Origin of the sequence: Rhizobium sp. BR 314 (assembly GCF_047445805.1) — a bacterium.
GTDB lineage: Bacteria > Pseudomonadota > Alphaproteobacteria > Rhizobiales > Rhizobiaceae > Rhizobium > Rhizobium lusitanum_B.
The window spans coordinates 17,352-33,237 of the sequence record NZ_JARWLA010000029.1; the positions used below are offsets into that span (position 1 = coordinate 17,352).

Consider the following 15,886-nt stretch of genomic DNA (forward strand, 5'->3'; position numbering starts at 1 on the left):
CGCGTCCACTCAATCTTGACGTCTATTTCACGATACTGAGCTTTGAGCGTCGGACTTCACCACCCTCATTGTCGGTACCGTGCTGGGGCAGAATACAAAATAAAAGTCGTTCGACCTCAGTCATTGGAAGCGATAGCTCATCGGCAACGTCCACGAGACTTTTCCGCTCCGCCCAAAGCTGGGATAAAACCTTCCCCCATAGCACAGACGTTTCCCTGGGGATGCCATCAGGCTCGCTCGTGCGATAACCGCGTTTCCCAAGCTCGATACATATGGAACGGTATTGCCATTCGGAGAGCATGGGTCTGGTAAGATGTGCCAGTCGGTATGCCAGCGCCATTGCCGAGACGCGCCACCTTTTCTTCGCCCGTAAAATGAGATCAGCCGTTATAAGACGGGGCATTCTGACCCTGACGTCTTCCTCCGGCATTAGAAAGGCGGAAGCGAAGCGGTTTGCCTCCACCTCGGCCGTGCGTGTATCTTCGTCCGCGCCTGAGGTTTGGCCATGCCTGTGCAGGACCAAATGGCCCAGTTCGTGAGCCGCATCAAAAATACTACGCTCCGCCGATTTGAACGAATTCAGAAACACATACGCTTTGTCATTTTGCCAGAACGAGAATGCATCGACATTTGCGGTGGTTTCTTCTAGCCCCAGGACGCGGATGCCTTTGGCCTCCATCAGTTTCATCATGTTTGCGATGGGTTGGTAACTGAGGCCCCAGTGCTGGCGGAGAGCATCGGCGGCAGCTTCAGGTGTCAATTCCGGGTCGAAATGCGGCAAATCCAACGCCGGTAGATTGTATCGATTTTCAAGCCACTCATAGACTTCGACCCCGTTATCGCCGGCCGAAAGGGCAGCGTTTCGTTCTTTCGCGGTCATGCTCGACAGGCTGCGAAAGCTGACGATTTCTGCTGAAAGGAGTGCGGGGTCCTCCTTGAAGAAAAACTGCACGGGATAACCGAGAACCTCTGCGAGCTTCTCAAGTGTTCCAGAATCCGCCTGGTTCTGACCGGTTTCAAGCCGCGTGATTGTGACCGGCGATACGCCGGCCTTTTCTGCGAGTTCCTTCGCTGTCAGCTTCTGCCTTTTCCTGGCGAGGCTGAGTCTCTTTCCATTGAACATGATTGTTCGGCTTTATTTTCGACTGACGACGATATCCAGATCCGGATCGTTGGTCGGTTCATTGATGCCAAAATCGACCGCGTCCAGATCGCCACCCTCAATCAAAAATACGCGATCGATACAGCGAAGGAATTGGCCATTCTTCACCACAGGTAAGCTGAGTTCCATTGCGCCAAACTGATCGACCATCAGGTAATATGTTTTGTGGTCTCCATGAAACTTGACCACGCTGATAGGGAGGTCGATACCGGCAGCTTCAAACATATCGCCACAAGCCACGCGCTCGGAGCCAGCGCCTTTTCGAGACCGCGCTCTAGGATCCGCTTTGCGGCAGGCTTGATTGACATTTACAAAGAGAACTCGAAGCTTGAGGACGTCATTGCGGATGCCTTCCACACCTTCCTCGCTAAAGATCTCCCAATTTCCACCGAGGTTTTCGGCTCGAAGGCCCTTCACTCCGTCCATATACGCGAACATGCCGGCGGCATTGGTGGGATGCAGTGGTGAGGCAGTCGCAGCAGCAGCAAGTGCGTGATGACCTGCCGCGATCAATTTCTCACGCTCAAGTTCCAGACGAGCAAGGTAAAGGTCGCCAATCTCAGGATCAGTGATTGTCTTTGGGCTGATATTTTCCATGCCGCCTACTCATGTTAATGTTCTCTACCTCATTTGTGGAGGAAAAAATTAACATGGTCAAGCTAGAAGAATGTATTCGGCTAATTCACAGGACGCTCCAGGCGCGAAACCTCCCCCGCCCCGTCATCTCGCGCAATCCGAGCTCGCCAACGATCCGCCGCGCCGCCTGCGGCGTGACGCCCAGCGTCGTTACGACCATCTTAGCCGACACCAGCGGTTTCGCCATCACCAGCTCGACCAGCTCCGGCAGTTTTGACGACGTCCGGCGCCCGTCCAGTTTTCGGTCCATCATCGTTTTCACCAGCGTCAGCCGATCATGCTCTTTCAGCCCGATCTCGGCGGCCGCGACCAGTCCATGGGCGATGGCGAGCAGCCGGGTTTCTCGATCGCGATGTCGGCGCCGATCGACGGGAATGGTTTTTAGTCCGAGATTGATGGCTGCGAGATGTGCGGCCGTGGTGACACCGGCCTGGCGGAGGATCGAGGCGGCCAACAGTCGTCCAAGCCAGGGCGCGTGCTGCAGCACCGCAATCTCGTTCCAGGCATCGAGGGCGACAATCGCCTGCAGCACCGCCGGCAGATCATCGGTCTGCCGCAACACGTTGCGCCACTCGCCCAGCCGCGCGTCCTCGTCCCAATCGAGATCGTAGATCATGGGATCTTTTTCTTGCGCGCCGGCCCGTCCGGACCGTGCGTTCTCGATCGCCGCCTCGGACCGGGCCAGCAGCGCATCAATGGCGGCATAATCGACGCCAGGCAGATCTTTGGCGTCGTCAGCATCGTCCCCCTCCCCTATCGGCTCGACAGCGACAGGCCGCTTGGCGGCGGCGCCCGACTCAGCATCATCGGCCCTGACCGATGTCACATCCGAGGTTTGCCTGAGCGTGCGAATGCCGTCGGGCGACAGTGCCCAGACCGGTGGTTGCGCGGCAATGCGTCGCCGGGTGCGCAACGCGTCGCGGGCGATTGTCAGTTCATGGGTGGGTGTGCGAATATCGCGGGTGTCGTCGTGGAGGACGAGGTCTTCGAGGTGAACAAGTTCGCCGTCGATCCACAGCGAGGCGCAGGCGTCGGCAAAGTGCGACCGTTCGATCCACCCCTGTCCGACCGCGGAGCGGGCGATGCGCTCGTCGAGACGCGCCAACTCAATGCCGGCTCGAAAAGTGTGGCTTCTACTTTGTTATTTCAAATGGGAAAACTTCATATGTCTGTTAGGTTTAGCCGATAAATGAAGGGCGATTTTCCGCTAACGATTTCACTGAAACGTCTCTTTGCCAAAACGATTTCAAGATCGAACATCAATGTCGGCTCGCTCGATCGAGGGAGAGCAGTGGTCGGCGTCGTCAAAGGCGTGCCGCGCTTATGCAAAGGTGCGACGTGCAGCTTCATCACGCTGGCAAGCATTACGCGTAGTCGGTCGCGCTACTCGGCGGCTGGCTCGGGTTGCGTTCTGGTGCGCCTTGCCGCTGGCTTCTTTGCCGCTGGGTCCGGAAGGTAAGCGGGCGCGGTCGTGCTGCGTTCCGCTACAATGAATATCAGCCTGTCCACGGCCTTCGCCCTTTCCTTTCCCTCTGGCAAGGACTCGGCAAGATGGATTGCCAAAAGCGTGTCCTGCATTTGCGCCAGACGGGAGAAGAAGAAATTAAGCTGAATCAGGCTTCGGTTATAGAGATAGAAATAGCCTCCGCCGATGAATTGAAGCAGTACACCCGCTAAGGGAACGATATATGCCGTCCCATCGCTTCGGCCCGAGGAGAACGCCCACCACGTACCCCCAATGATCGTCCCGAAACCGGCAACGATGGCGGTCAGGCTGGCAGTGTAACTCCTGCGCGCCTGACTTTTGTTCATGATGTAGTATTCGATCAGCTGACGGAGGTTCGCTTTGATGCCCTGAATAATGTCGTCGTCGGACTTGGCAGCGCTTTCGGTTTGCGGCGCCATCTTGGCATCGCCGCCCGCGCCTCCAGACTGCGCGTCGAGCAAGGGAGTGAAGCTGGATGCCCACGCCCTGAGAAGCTGGTCGTCGCTGTCACGATCTACGATTGCCTTGAGCTTATCACGGTCGATCACGCTGAAAGCGACCATCACGAGCATGAACAGGGCGAAGACGACCCCTATAGTGATGCCCGGCTGAAGGTCGTGCGGCTTATATTCATAGCCTTGCACGAACACGTGGCTTGTTGCCAAATAGAAGACGACATAGAAGCTTCCGGCAATGGTCAAAATGGAAATGATTGCGACCGCCCAGCGAACCTTCGGCGAGTACCGAAGGACTTCAACGATTACGAGGATGACGGTAAGAATAAGCTGATACATGAAGCCCCCGCCGAACAAATTCGCGACAGTCATCTGTACTCTCTCAACCTTTACGAATCGTGCCTATACAACCCTGGCGCGGAATAAATCGAGCGGGCGCGTCGTCACTTCAATGGCGGCAGCGTCATGCCCTTAATGCTATCGGCCACGGTCGGCCGCTTCCGCTTCCCGTCCGCGTAGGGATCTGGCAGAGCCCGTGCGGCCTTCTTCACGGCCTCGATGTCATAGCCGACCGGACGGCCAAGCAGGAACATCTCCACAAATCGGTCAACAAGCGACTGGTCTGCCAAAAGATTGGCTTTGACCGCCTTGCGGAAGGACGCGATATCCGAACCATTGGTCAGGTAGCCCAGATTCCGTGCCTCGGTGAGGTGCTCATCAACCCTCTTCTGAACGCCCTTGCCCATGCAAAATGCACGGACGTAACGCACTAGCGACGTGAACAGCAGCTCCTCGCTATGCATGAGGAGCAGCTTGTCTTTCAGGACTGCTCGGAACGCACCGATAAGCTCGCTCTTCTCGAAGACGTGCCGGTAAAACCGGACCACAGAATCCTCCGCATCGCCTGCCGTAACTTTGTTTTGGGGCGCGGCCAATATGTAGAATGGCGCGCGGGTCGTGACATGAATTTCTTTCACGAGATGAAAGCTGAAACAGGCCAGCGAGATGACGCACAGGTTATTGGCCGTGGCTATGTTGATCGCGCGCAGTCTCTCTGTGATCTCGGCCCAGCTGCAATCCTCGTTCGAGGCGACGATATGAATACCCATGTCCTCATCGCCATGGGTATCGAAATGGATGATCGGCAGCAGGCCGTCTTCAACCACCTTCGCCACATAATCCAAGAATCCCAGAAGATCAGCGGCGCTCTTCGGCTCAAATTTCATGAAGAAGATCTGGTTGGCCTGCAACAAGGGTTCCAAATCTTCGAGGACGCGGAGGGTCACCCCGTGCTCGCTCTCATGCAGGGACGTGATCCAGATCACGGAATTTACGCTCACATGGGATTGGATAGTCGCGGTCTTGGTCATTGGTCGCAAGGCCATGCAGCTTTATAGGGAGCCATCAACGAACGCTCGGCCGGCCAGGTTCCCTTCTCGGGATGCGTCGTCACCCAGTCGCAGCCAATCACGATGGCGCGGGCGACATTGGCGCCCTTCGGGATGCAGAATTTCCCGAGAATGCTCTCCCGAGCGATCCCGAGCATTTGCTCGTCCTTCATGCCCATCTTAACGACGCTATCGAATACAATCTCATCCTCGCGCCATTTCTCCATGAAGCCCATGACGTAATTTCCGGCAAGTGTGATGCTGCTCTTGCAGTCGCGCGCCAAATCCTGGGCCATCATAGCATTGGCGCCGGTCGCAAAAAGGGCGGCTGCAGCCGCCAGTATCATCCGTTTCATGATCTTCCCCAACCCAAGTTGGGGGCAGATTATCGAGTGCAACCGGTAACTGCAACAGGGTCAATTCGCTTGCTTCCCTTGGTTTTTCTTCACGTACCCGTGGCCGTGCGCAGTTGTCCGATGCACCTCGAGCTTGACGCCAAGACCGCCCTGCTCGCGCTGACGCAGTTCAATGGTAAAGAACTTTCGGTACCGTCCTTTGATGGGCGCGGCGATGAAAAGTGCATGTTCCACCGCCGATTGGGATGAAAATCGGAATTGCTAAGTGGTGGCGCAGCCAATGGAAACGGCGCATCTTTCTTTCATCACCGAGCTAGTGCCGGAGCCGCCAAGCCACCGTCCTCATGGGAGTTGATGGCCGCCGGTCTGCAACGCGACCGCATGAGCCGCGACGACGGCAACCGAGCATCTTGAGGAGCAGGTTCGGACGCTGAATCAGGGACGGCGACAAATGTAACTCATCTTATATTTTCCACGCGTCGGGCATTCCGCCCTTAGAAAGGACCTGACATGCATGAAATTTATCAGAACGGAAAGCCGATCGGCCTCACTTTCAGCGACCGCGAGGTGGCCAAAGCCATAGCCCGCGACATGCAGAGGGAGGGCGCCAAAAACGTCGAAATGCGGCCGTTTAAGCGCCGAAATCACTGGTATAATTGGCGCGCAAACGGGCGCAACGTGGCGTCTTATCTCGCCTCGTTACGCCCTGCCGCGCCACTTAGGAGGCCTTGTGATCCCGATAGAGCAATACTTATCTGGTCAGAGGCGGTACAAAATCTGATCGTTCCAGAAACCATCGAGGCTACACAACTCCCCACGCCCGGAACCTCCCCTCCCTACCATCTGCATATCAATGAAATTCTTAGCTAAAAGCGACACCCACGTACCCCTTTTATCCGGGAATGTTGGCCGTTTCCATCTCGTTACCCATATGAATTAACGTTGTTCTTTTCCAGAACAGAAGCTATTTAAGCCATTGCTTCCGTCACTCGGGACGGCGCCGTGGATGGGCAATCACTTCCGATAAGTACTGCGTATCGATAGGTGATGGTTTTTGGCGGCAAGAGATAGCGTATTTGTCCGTGAGAATTGGCGGAAAAGCCGCAAATCCGGGCCCCTTGAGGGCTTTTCATTTTGGGTCGCTGGAAATTCTGCCTGATTGAGCGGAAATAACGCGTGCTGAACCGGTCGAGCTCTTCCCCTCCCCGACCGCCTCTCGGCGTCAGAACCTCATCAAAAAGCCGGAGCCGGAGCGACCTCTTCCGAAATAGCCGATTTCCCTGCGTTTTCGCCATAGATGCCCGCTGACGTGCGTTCTCGGGCGGCGATGGGTCGATGCCTGCCTCACGTCATAGAACGCTCTCTATCGCCTCCCATTTTTGTCATAAAACACGCTTGCAAATCCCCATTTTCTCATGCATTCATTATCTGTACAAAGGCCATCAAAAAAGAGCCAGAACGAATGCCCCAGGTTGCAATCGCCAGCTCCCCCTCTCCGCGGCCCCGGCTGATCGGATACGCCCGGGTTTCGACTGACGATCAGCTCAACGATGCCCAGGTCGATGAGTTGCGCGCCGCCGGCTGCGATCGCATTCATCAGGAGCACGGATCCGGGTTATCCCGCACAAGACCGGTGCTCACCAAAGTGCTGAAGGATCTCACCTCTGGCGACGTGCTAGTCGTCGTTCGTCTCGATCGCTTGGCCCGATCAGTCAGCCATCTGCTTCACGTGATTGAAGACCTCGAAAAGCGCGGAGTTCATTTCCGCTCGCTGCGCGATCCGATCGATACGTCCACGCCGCAGGGAATGTTTTCCTTGCAGGTGCTCGGCGCCGTCGCCCAGCTTGAGCGCGCCCTGATCGCCGAACGAACCAAAGCTGGCATCAAGGCTGCGAAAGCCAGAGGGAAGCTTCCCGGAAATCCCGGTCTGCGCGAGCGCCGACCGGAGGCGATCAAGGCGGTGTCGAAAGCACGCGAGAAACTTTATCTCGACGAACTGATTTCGTCGGCACAGACCTGGCTGCCGACCGTGAGGCAGCTCAGGCCACAGCATAGTTGGGACAACGTCGTGCGCGTCCTTAACCGTCGCGGTCATCACTGGACGGTCCAACGATTACGCCGCGCGGTGCATCGGATGGTTCGTGAGAAGCTTGCAGAGCCAGAGCTGCTGGCCCGCTCACCGCGCCGCGCGCCCGAAGATCATTTGATGAAGTTGGTCGCCGCGATCACCATCGCCGACCCCAGTTTGTCGCTGCGCGACATTGCCGCGCAACTGGATCAGATGGGGGAACGGCCGGCGCGTGGTGGCAGGAGGTGGCAGCCCTCTTCCGTTAGGGCGCTGTTGGACGAGGCACATCGCTTCGGGTTAGTTCGTCCTTGACTAGCTGATTCATAAGGGAGCGCCCGCGCTTTTTGCCCCGCGAGCTTCCTTTCCCGGCGGAGATCTCCTTCCAATCCGTGCTTGCCACGACCTGTTCGGCCAACCCCGCCAAGGTGGATTTCCTCCTCCACCTGACGCCCGTCCGGTTCAATGGTGTAGCCGGTCATCATTGTTCCTTCTGCCAACGACCGAGGTGGTTTCTCGTCTCGAACCCGCATGATGGTATGCCGGCTCGTCACGATCTTTCTTCAGCGCGGCGACCTGCTGGGCTGCTTGTTCGGCCCTCAAAAGTCGCTCGCGCAAAACATCGGGCAACCGAGCCTGATCTCGCTTGCATATACGATCAAAAGGAGCCGCAAGGCTTATTACGGAGAGCTCGAAACAAATCAGCGTAAGCTCGATATAATCGAAAGGCTCATCTACTCTACTTCTTGCAAACCATTCTCGATGCGCAGCAGACGACTCTCACGCGCGTTGCGTTTTATATCCGCAAGGCAAAGTTCTATGAACGGTTCCGCGACCAGTTCAACAATCGCCAAGGCGATCTCCCGCATGTTCCGCGAAGGGATTGAAGGCTTCAAAGGTGGCCTGAGCGCGGAAAATTACATCTCGATCACAGGGGCTTCCCGGGCAACGGCGACTCGAGACCTTCATGATATGGTGGAGAAGGGGGCAATGAACCGCAGCGGTGAACGCCGACATACGCGTTACACCTTAAACCTGCCGGAGCCAGAGTGATAGAAACAACGGCTGGGGCACGGCCTTTCGTCCACTCTATCCAAAGAGCGCGACATCACTCGGCGGAAGCAGACTGGCTTGATTCTTGCTGTGGCTGGTCGTTAGTTTGCTGCCTAAACTGCGAAGACACGAGGATTGTTATGCCAACTGGCAAGGTTAAGTTCTTCAACGCCGATAAAGGCTTTGGTTTCATCACGCCGGAAAGCGGAGGAGGCGACGTTTTCGTGCATGTCACCGCCCTGCAATATGGCGATTATCTCAGAGAGGGACAGTCCGTTTCCTACGATCTCGGTCAGGATCGGAAGACCGGCAAGTTAAAGGCGGAAAACGTCAGACCGCTCTGAGGCCAATTGACCGGAGCGGCGGCAACGGGCTCAAAAGCGCCTCGGGGCCACCTGCTCTTAAATTGCGAGATCTCGGCCTGTGCCAAAGGCGCAGCGCCCAACTTCTTGGCCCGGTCGAAGGGTGTCACATCCAGAAGCGGAACGTCTATGAGACTAGCATAGCCCTCAAACCCCATCTTGGTGCAATAGCAAGACTCATGATGTTATCGGCACGTACGGTCGCATTGATGAATTTCGAACACGAGTTCTTCGGCTGTTGTCCGAGTTGCGGTAAAAAGAGCTGTCGACGCTGGATATCTTTGGGTTCGCGCGTGCAAATGTAGGGATGTCGACAAAACGGTGGATCGCCGTACAGGCTTAACAACTGACAGCCGACAAGCAGCCGATCGTAACTTGCGATCAATAAACCACTCCGCGAACCCCGCGGCCGAAAGCAGCGTCTCCAGCGCCGTTGTTCCGCCGGCGCGGATGTCCGGATGATTTCGTTCAGAAGGCTACACAGCTCTTTGCATCCGAGGTTACGGCCCTTCGAATATGCTGTTTTCAGCGACCCCACTTTAGATTGATAGCTTATCGGCGATACTCGGGAGACCACAAGCCAGGATCTCACCTTGCTGCGGTCTCCAAACAGCATCAGCTTTTTGCAGCTCATGATGCTCTCCGGCCTGGCGAACCATTCGTTCGCATCAGCGCCATCAACATCGGCCCAAGTGAAAACTCTCCGCGTTCTGCCTTGCGGGTGAGGTCACGCAAATAACCGCCCGCATTGTTGATGTGCCCTGCCCTTTCGAGGATGCAGGCCATCACGGCCGCAGCATTCTCGGCACCGAGTGCCTCACAGGCATTCTGGTAGGCACTCGGACTGACGGCCAGCATCGATCGCACGACCACCGCGGCTGACATGAGATCGCGCCAACTCCCGACCGCCCCGCCCGGCCCGTAATTCGAAATCTCAGGGCAGGCCTGCAAGACCATTCCCAGTGGAAAAGCCTTTATCGGCTCTCGCATTCGCCCAATGTCTGGGTTCGATTTCGCCCCCTGCTCTGTTTCAGAGCGAGGTTCAAATTCATTGCTGGATTCGGGTTTTGAATTCTGTATGTGACGTCCAATTTGGACATCATTGGTATCTGTTTTTTGAGAATCTTCCTGAAATTCCAGTTGGTTGATGATCTCTTCACGCAACATTCGCATTTCGTCGAGGACGGATTCAATATCTTTGAGGGTTGGGGAGCGGGGGATGCCTGCGAGCAGCTGCACGTAGTAGCCCTCCAGCTTTTCCCAATCGCCAGAAGCGCCCTCTTCTATCGCAGCCGTCAGCAGCTTACGAACGTCACGACGGCAGATCGTCAGTGCTTCCTTGGCGCTGCGGAAGTGCCGGCGCTCGGCTGCTATCTGCTGTGCGAGCTGCGCAAGCTCTTCGGCGCGAGCAAGCAGCGGCGCGAGGCTGAAGCCGAACGCATCTTCGATCTGGCCGCCATTGTCCTTTCGGGCGTATCGTTTGCCATTAGCACTGTCTTTGCGCTGGATCAGTCCAGCATCGACGAGTGCAGCAAGGTGGCGGCGCAATGTCGTGCCAGCAATACCATGCGCTCGAACGGAAAGCTGTTCATTTGATGGGAACACCACCAGGCCGCGCTCTTCCGAAAGCTCATTGTCGGGATAGAAGGTCAAGAGCGCATCAAGAACGGCAAGGGCGCGGTCCTGAATGCCGAGCACTGCCCTCGCCTCCGAGGCATCGCGAAAGATCTTCCATTTGTCGGCCGTCTTACCTGGCCGCATCTCAGCCGTTTTCATTTGCCCTCTTACCTGGGCAAGCGATATCGGCCGCCGCCCGAAGGGCGTCGTCACACTTCCAATCTGCATTTTTTCTCTCACCTTAATTGAGGCAAAAGAGATCCGCCCGCCAAATCGACGGTTACGACTCTTGACAGGGATTCGTGGAAATGCGATTCTCAATCTTGCTTAGGGAATACGAGAAGGGCTTCCACGACTTGGTCGTTTGGGGGCCTTTTTCTTTTGCGGCTTCAGTCTCCTTTGCTTCCCTCCTTCAGGAATTGCTCGTAGAGCGCATCCAAATTGCGGGAAAGATATTCTCCGAAACGGCCAGCATTCTTCGCCTTCATCGAGAGCGAGAAAGCTTTGCCCGTATTCTTGATTTCGGCCTGCACTGCCTTGTCCCGGGGCTGCCACTTCGCCTTTTGAGTCGAAACCTCCGCCTTCCTCACGGGCCGCGCTGTTCTGTTGAGCGCCTTGTACAGAGATGAAAAGCGTTCATCGGACGGCAATGCGTCGAAGCCGTCCGTGCTCAAAACTTCTGACACTTTGCCGCTATTGGCGAATTTTCCGACTAGAAGTGAAAGCTCTATCCAGCGCTCTCGGCCCACACCGGGAGCCGACCCGATTTTTTCTATGACGTTAGCCGAGATGCGCTCTGCCACCGTCATCATCTTCGAGACCGAAGCCGCATTCGCGGACAATGCCAAGGAAATCACCTCTCGGCCGTAACCAAGATCATCCAGGCGCTTGGCAAATAACGCCCTTTCGATAAAAGAGAGATTCGCGCGCGCGGAATTTTCCTGCCCTTGAGCAATGACATGGGAACGGTCGTCGATTGCCTTGACAATAGCCCGGACTTTTCTGCCGAGGTCCCTTGCTGCCCTTACCCGTCTGTGGCCGAAGACAACCTGATAAAGACCATCGACCTTTGTATGGGGCCGCACGAGAATAGGCGTATCCTGCCCACGTACCCTAATTGCCTCTAGCAGATCTTGATACTCGCCGTCGTCGTCTGATATCCGATCCTTTACGAAGGAGCCTTCAATTTGTGCCGGATCAAGTTCGATAATTGCCTCGCCTTCGAGATATTTGTCAGCCTGCTTTGCCAGCTCGTCCAGCGAACGCACGAGAGATTTGCCTGCGCCTCGCATTGGATATGCAGGTGCCGTGCCGCTATCTTCATGCAGGTCAGCAAGTCCCTCGAGCAGATTTTTCCGTGCCATCTCATTTGCTCCGAGCAGCCGTTAGCTGCTTGTTTTTCCGCATAAAACGTTCGTTTTTGTCAGCTGACAAATCGACGTCCCCATGACTCGTGAACGAGGCCGGCAATTTCAGCATTCACTGCATCCAACGATTCCATCGCACGGTCATACGTGCCTCTATTCATGGATGCCCGATCGACTTCGTACAGAGTTTGCTTGGTAATTCCGGCATCTGAAACCGCCGTCGACTTCACCATCTGGTTCTTTAGTATGAACTCGTTGAACATCGTGGACATAAAGCCGACCATCTGGGCTTGCGGAACATCGGTCGGCTCGTAGCGCGTAATCAAGTATCTGTACCAGGAGAGGTTCACTTCCGCACCAGCGGCACGGATCGGCTTTAGGATTCCACCAAGCATCAGAAGGAACTGACCCATCGACATCACGTCGAGCATCTGCGGATGGATTGTTATCAGAACACTTGTAGCTGCGGTCAGTGCGGTCAGCGTCAAATATCCGAGCTGCGGTGGACAGTCGACGACGACGACATCATAACGATCGTCGACCTCAGCCAAAGCCCGCGATATGCGGGTGAAAAACGTTTTGCCTTCATTAGAAGACTTATCAGACATCGCAAGCGGCGTGTCATATTCATACTCCTGCAAATCGAGGTTTGCAGGGACAATGTCCAATCCAGGAAAATTAGTGGTCTGGATGATCTCCGAGATCGGCTTTCTCGCACCATCATAGCGAATGGCATCATAGATGGACGCGATCTGATCGAGCTCCGGTTGGAAGCCGTGCAGAGACGAAAGGGATGCTTGAGGGTCGAGGTCTACGGCAAGGACGCGATGCCCCGTCAATGCCAGGTACTGCGCTAAATGCGCGGCGGTCGTGGTTTTCCCCGAGCCCCCTTTGAAGTTGACTACAGCAAGCACCTGCAGCTTTTCACCGCCGCGCCGGTGGGGAACATACATGCGGTTGTCGGATCGACCGTGCGTATCCAGATATTGACGCAGTTCCAACATCTGTTCGGCGGTGTAGGAGCGACGACCGGAGGACGATGTTTGAGGGGAGGGGCCCTTTCCGTCCAGATGCAGCTTTTTCAATGTGCTCTGCGATACGCCGACATAGGTCGCGACCTCCGCCAGCGAGAAGCTTCGCAATGTCTTTTTCGCGTTGGGCGGGAATCGTTGTACGCTAAGTAGGTGCAGCTTTTTCGAGATCAAATCACCCTGTTCTAGGATTTGATCTTCAAAGTGCATCGGCATCTTAAGCGAAGCCATCGAATTAGCGTTCATTGTCAGAAATCTTTCAGATAACGGTTTTCGGCCCGATATTGCCACTGAACCGTTATTATGTCCGATTCTCGCGGGCCGGCAAGGAAAATGCGGCTAATAAACTGTTAATAGCCGGGACGCCCCTTGACCTATGGTTAACGCCGCCATCTGTATTTCCCTTGCAAATCCAATCTGTTACCGCTCCGAGTCACAACGTTCGTTGCATATTTGTTCACTGGTGATTCCTACAACTAAGGGAATAACACGCGAGATCAGATCAGCGCGTTGTCGCCCAAAACCGCGCGCGACTCACCAAAATACCTTGTAGGATTCTACAACTGCCCAGCCATTCTAATCCGTGCTGATCTTTGTCGATAAATTTAAGCGACGGAGATCAGTATGAAGGTTGTTGCGATATCGACCAGACATGGGCTTCCTGCACAGCACCTTCTCGAAGCACATCATCGACTTCGAGCTCAAGTGTTTTCAAATCGGTTGGGTTGGGAGGTCGGTGTTCTTGACGGCCGGGAAGCGGACGTCTTCGACGCTCTCCAGCCGACTTACATACTCGCCGTATCGGACAGCGCTCGTGTGGCAGGATGCGCTAGACTCCTGCCGGCCATGGGTCCGACGATGGTGACCCATGTCTTTTCGTCACTGCTAACGCATGGACACCTAAACGCCCATCCAAGTATGATCGAAAGCTCCCGTTTTTGCGTGGACACAACCTTGGTCGATCTTCGCGGAGGAGGCCTCGTCCACGAGGCCACTTTGACCATGTTCGCAGGCATCATCGAATGGTGCATCGCAAATGGGTACACGGAGCTCGTCACGGTGACCGATCTTCGATTCGAGCGGATCCTTGCACGCGTTGGGTGGCACCTATCGCGATTGGGCGAACCAAAGAACATTGGCAAGACAATTGCCGTCGCGGGCACCTTACCGGTGAACGCCGAGACATTCCTGAGGCTTCGTCCATCCAGTTACCGTTCTGAATTCATCTCCCCAGATGGGCAGCGGAAAAGGAGAAATCCATGAACCAGCTCCGCTCTCACCACCGGCTTGTCTGCAAACTTCAAGACGCGCTCGGCCATAAGCTGTGCGCCGCATTGGAAGACGTGGATGTGATCGAAATAATGCTCAATCCGGACGGAAAGCTCTTTATTGAGCGCCTCGCTCACGGCGTTGCGGCGGCCGGCGAAATGTCCCCCGTCGCCGCGGAAACGGTGATCGGAATTGTGGCGCATTTCCTTCAGTCCCAGGTAGACACGAAGCAACCGATCATCTCCGGCGAGCTCCCGATAGGTGGGCACCGCTTCGAAGGCCTTTTACCACCAGCGGTCGCCAAGCCAGCCTTTACGATCCGCCGCCGTGCCCCACGCCTAATTCCGCTGGAAGAATATGTGCGGTCAGGCGCGCTGACGGGATGCCACGCCTTAATGATCCGAAAGGCGATTTCCAAAAGGCGAAACATCATCGTATCCGGGGGCGCCGGTTCTGGCAAAACGACGCTTGCGAACGCGTTGATCGATGAGATCGTCAAATTCGCCCCCGAAGACCGTTTGGTGATCCTCGAAGATACCGCCGAAATTCATTGTTCGGCCGAGAACGCCGTTCTTCTGCATACCAGCGATACCGTTGATATGTCACGATTGCTGAAGAGCACGATGCGACTGCGCCCCGACAGGATTGTCGTCGGCGAAGTCCGCGACGGTGCCGCGTTGACTCTGCTGAAGGCGTGGAACACCGGTCATCCCGGAGGCGTTGCGACAATTCACTCGAACACCGCCATGTCGGCCCTCCGCCGCTTTGAACAATTGACCGCAGAAGCAAGCCAGCAGCCGATGCACGAGGTTATCGGTGAGGCAGTCGACCTCATCATCTCCATTGAACGGACACCGCGCGGGCGACGGGTTCGAGACGTCATCCACATCGAACGGTTCGCGGAGGGCCAATACCAGATCGGTTCAGACCAACTCGATGAGGAAGAGGAGGCCCGTCATGTCGCGTAAGCCTTCGCTCGCCAAGGTCACATTCTCTGTCCTAACGACAGTTCTCGCTTCGCTTGATCCGGCACTCGCCAGTTCGGGCGGTGGCGGACTGCCCTGGGAAGGACCACTGCAGCAGATTCAAGAGTCGATCACCGGACCTGTCGCAGGATACATCGCACTTGCGGCTGTCGCCATAGCCGGCGGCATGCTCATATTTGGTGGGGAGTTGAACGACTTCGCGCGGCGACTTGTATACGTGGTTCTCGTCGCCGGCATTCTGCTCGGTGCCACGACCATTGTGGGCCTGTTCGGCGCGACTGGAGCTTCAATTGGCCTGACGAGGGAGCTGGTCGCCTCGGACGGCTTCCAAGGCGCAGGAGTGACAAATGGCTGAGTCCGCGTCCGGTCTGCAGCGGAACCGCATCCACCGCGCGCTGTCGCGCCCGAACCTTCTGGTGGGCGCGGACCGGGAACTGGTGCTGATCACCGGCTTGGCCGCAGTCATCCTCATCTTCGTCGTTCTTACGATCTATTCGGCGCTCTTCGGCGTTGGCGTCTGGATTGTCATCGTCGGGCTCTTGAGAATGATGGCAAAGGCCGATCCGCTCATGCGACAGGTCTATGTCCGCCATATCTCGTACAAGCATTACTACAAGGCGACCTCCTCGCCGTGGCGCCGGTATTGAGAGGAA

At 56.1% G+C, this 15,886-nt stretch carries 15 protein-coding genes and 3 pseudogenes; 8 read left to right on the plus strand and 10 right to left on the minus strand.

Annotated elements, in window-relative coordinates; translation table 11 throughout:
- Positions 1–22: 22 nt before the first annotated feature.
- From QD461_RS26935 to QD461_RS26960, 6 genes and pseudogenes are all read right to left on the minus strand, one after another.
- Positions 23–1,123, minus strand: a complete 1,101-nt coding sequence (locus tag QD461_RS26935; RefSeq protein WP_004119883.1) for a helix-turn-helix domain-containing protein — start codon at positions 1,121–1,123, stop codon at positions 23–25.
- A 12-nt stretch (positions 1,124–1,135) separates the two neighbouring features.
- Positions 1,136–1,759, minus strand: coding sequence for a hypothetical protein (locus tag QD461_RS26940; RefSeq protein ID WP_004119881.1), 624 nt, complete (start codon positions 1,757–1,759; stop codon positions 1,136–1,138).
- 85 nt (positions 1,760–1,844) lie between these two features.
- Positions 1,845–2,921 (minus strand): annotated as a pseudogene (locus QD461_RS26945) (RHE_PE00001 family protein); the annotation flags it as partial.
- Positions 2,922–3,181: 260 nt separating this feature from the next.
- A complete protein-coding gene (locus QD461_RS26950) occupies positions 3,182–4,096 on the minus strand; it encodes a TRADD-N-associated membrane domain-containing protein (RefSeq protein ID WP_414090383.1) in 915 nt (304 codons plus the stop codon).
- 86 nt (positions 4,097–4,182) lie between these two features.
- Complete coding sequence (locus QD461_RS26955; RefSeq protein ID WP_004119873.1) at positions 4,183–5,109, minus strand: hypothetical protein; 927 nt, start codon at positions 5,107–5,109, stop codon at positions 4,183–4,185.
- On the minus strand, positions 5,106–5,483 hold the full coding sequence (locus tag QD461_RS26960; RefSeq protein WP_004119872.1) for a Rap1a/Tai family immunity protein: 378 nt from the start codon (positions 5,481–5,483) through the stop codon (positions 5,106–5,108). The genes QD461_RS26955 and QD461_RS26960 overlap by 4 nt, the downstream gene beginning before the upstream one ends.
- 510 nt (positions 5,484–5,993) lie before the next feature.
- Here QD461_RS26960 and QD461_RS26965 point away from each other — a divergent pair.
- The 4 genes and pseudogenes from QD461_RS26965 (at position 5,994) to QD461_RS26980 (ending at position 8,945) form a co-directional block, all read left to right on the plus strand.
- On the plus strand, positions 5,994–6,353 hold the full coding sequence (locus QD461_RS26965) for a hypothetical protein (protein WP_028755196.1): 360 nt from the start codon (positions 5,994–5,996) through the stop codon (positions 6,351–6,353).
- A 592-nt stretch (positions 6,354–6,945) separates the two neighbouring features.
- A complete protein-coding gene (locus QD461_RS26970) occupies positions 6,946–7,863 on the plus strand; it encodes a recombinase family protein (protein ID WP_004119867.1) in 918 nt (305 codons plus the stop codon).
- A gap of 285 nt (positions 7,864–8,148) precedes the next feature.
- Positions 8,149–8,601 (plus strand): annotated as a pseudogene (locus QD461_RS26975) (DUF4172 domain-containing protein); the annotation flags it as partial.
- Positions 8,602–8,741: 140 nt separating this feature from the next.
- Positions 8,742–8,945, plus strand: coding sequence for a cold-shock protein (locus QD461_RS26980; protein WP_004119863.1), 204 nt, complete (start codon positions 8,742–8,744; stop codon positions 8,943–8,945).
- Here QD461_RS26980 and QD461_RS26985 read toward each other — a convergent pair.
- The 4 genes and pseudogenes from QD461_RS26985 to repA form a co-directional block, all read right to left on the minus strand.
- A pseudogene (locus QD461_RS26985) lies at positions 8,894–9,479 on the minus strand (GNAT family N-acetyltransferase). The gene QD461_RS26980 and the pseudogene QD461_RS26985 sit on opposite strands and share 52 nt — an antisense overlap.
- 114 nt (positions 9,480–9,593) lie before the next feature.
- Positions 9,594–10,808 carry a plasmid replication protein RepC gene (gene repC, locus QD461_RS26990; RefSeq protein ID WP_004119862.1) on the minus strand — a complete coding sequence of 405 codons (1,215 nt, stop codon included), beginning with the start codon at positions 10,806–10,808 and terminating at the stop codon, positions 9,594–9,596.
- Between the two features lie 161 nt (positions 10,809–10,969).
- On the minus strand, positions 10,970–11,944 hold the full coding sequence (gene repB, locus QD461_RS26995) for a plasmid partitioning protein RepB (protein ID WP_004119861.1): 975 nt from the start codon (positions 11,942–11,944) through the stop codon (positions 10,970–10,972).
- A 59-nt stretch (positions 11,945–12,003) separates the two neighbouring features.
- On the minus strand, positions 12,004–13,224 hold the full coding sequence (gene repA / locus QD461_RS27000; RefSeq protein WP_028755142.1) for a plasmid partitioning protein RepA: 1,221 nt from the start codon (positions 13,222–13,224) through the stop codon (positions 12,004–12,006).
- Positions 13,225–13,602: 378 nt separating this feature from the next.
- Between repA and traI the strand changes: the two genes are divergently transcribed.
- Genes traI through QD461_RS27020 form a run of 4 tightly spaced genes read left to right on the plus strand, consistent with a single transcriptional unit; the run spans position 13,603 to position 15,880 of the window.
- On the plus strand, positions 13,603–14,241 hold the full coding sequence (gene traI, locus QD461_RS27005; RefSeq protein WP_004119859.1) for an acyl-homoserine-lactone synthase TraI: 639 nt from the start codon (positions 13,603–13,605) through the stop codon (positions 14,239–14,241).
- On the plus strand, positions 14,238–15,215 hold the full coding sequence (gene trbB / locus QD461_RS27010; protein WP_004119858.1) for a P-type conjugative transfer ATPase TrbB: 978 nt from the start codon (positions 14,238–14,240) through the stop codon (positions 15,213–15,215). The genes traI and trbB overlap by 4 nt, the downstream gene beginning before the upstream one ends.
- Positions 15,205–15,588, plus strand: a complete 384-nt coding sequence (locus QD461_RS27015) for a TrbC/VirB2 family protein (protein ID WP_004119857.1) — start codon at positions 15,205–15,207, stop codon at positions 15,586–15,588. Before trbB ends, QD461_RS27015 begins: the two co-directional genes overlap by 11 nt.
- Positions 15,581–15,880, plus strand: a complete 300-nt coding sequence (locus tag QD461_RS27020; protein ID WP_004119854.1) for a conjugal transfer protein TrbD — start codon at positions 15,581–15,583, stop codon at positions 15,878–15,880. Before QD461_RS27015 ends, QD461_RS27020 begins: the two co-directional genes overlap by 8 nt.
- Positions 15,881–15,886 lie beyond the last annotated feature (6 nt).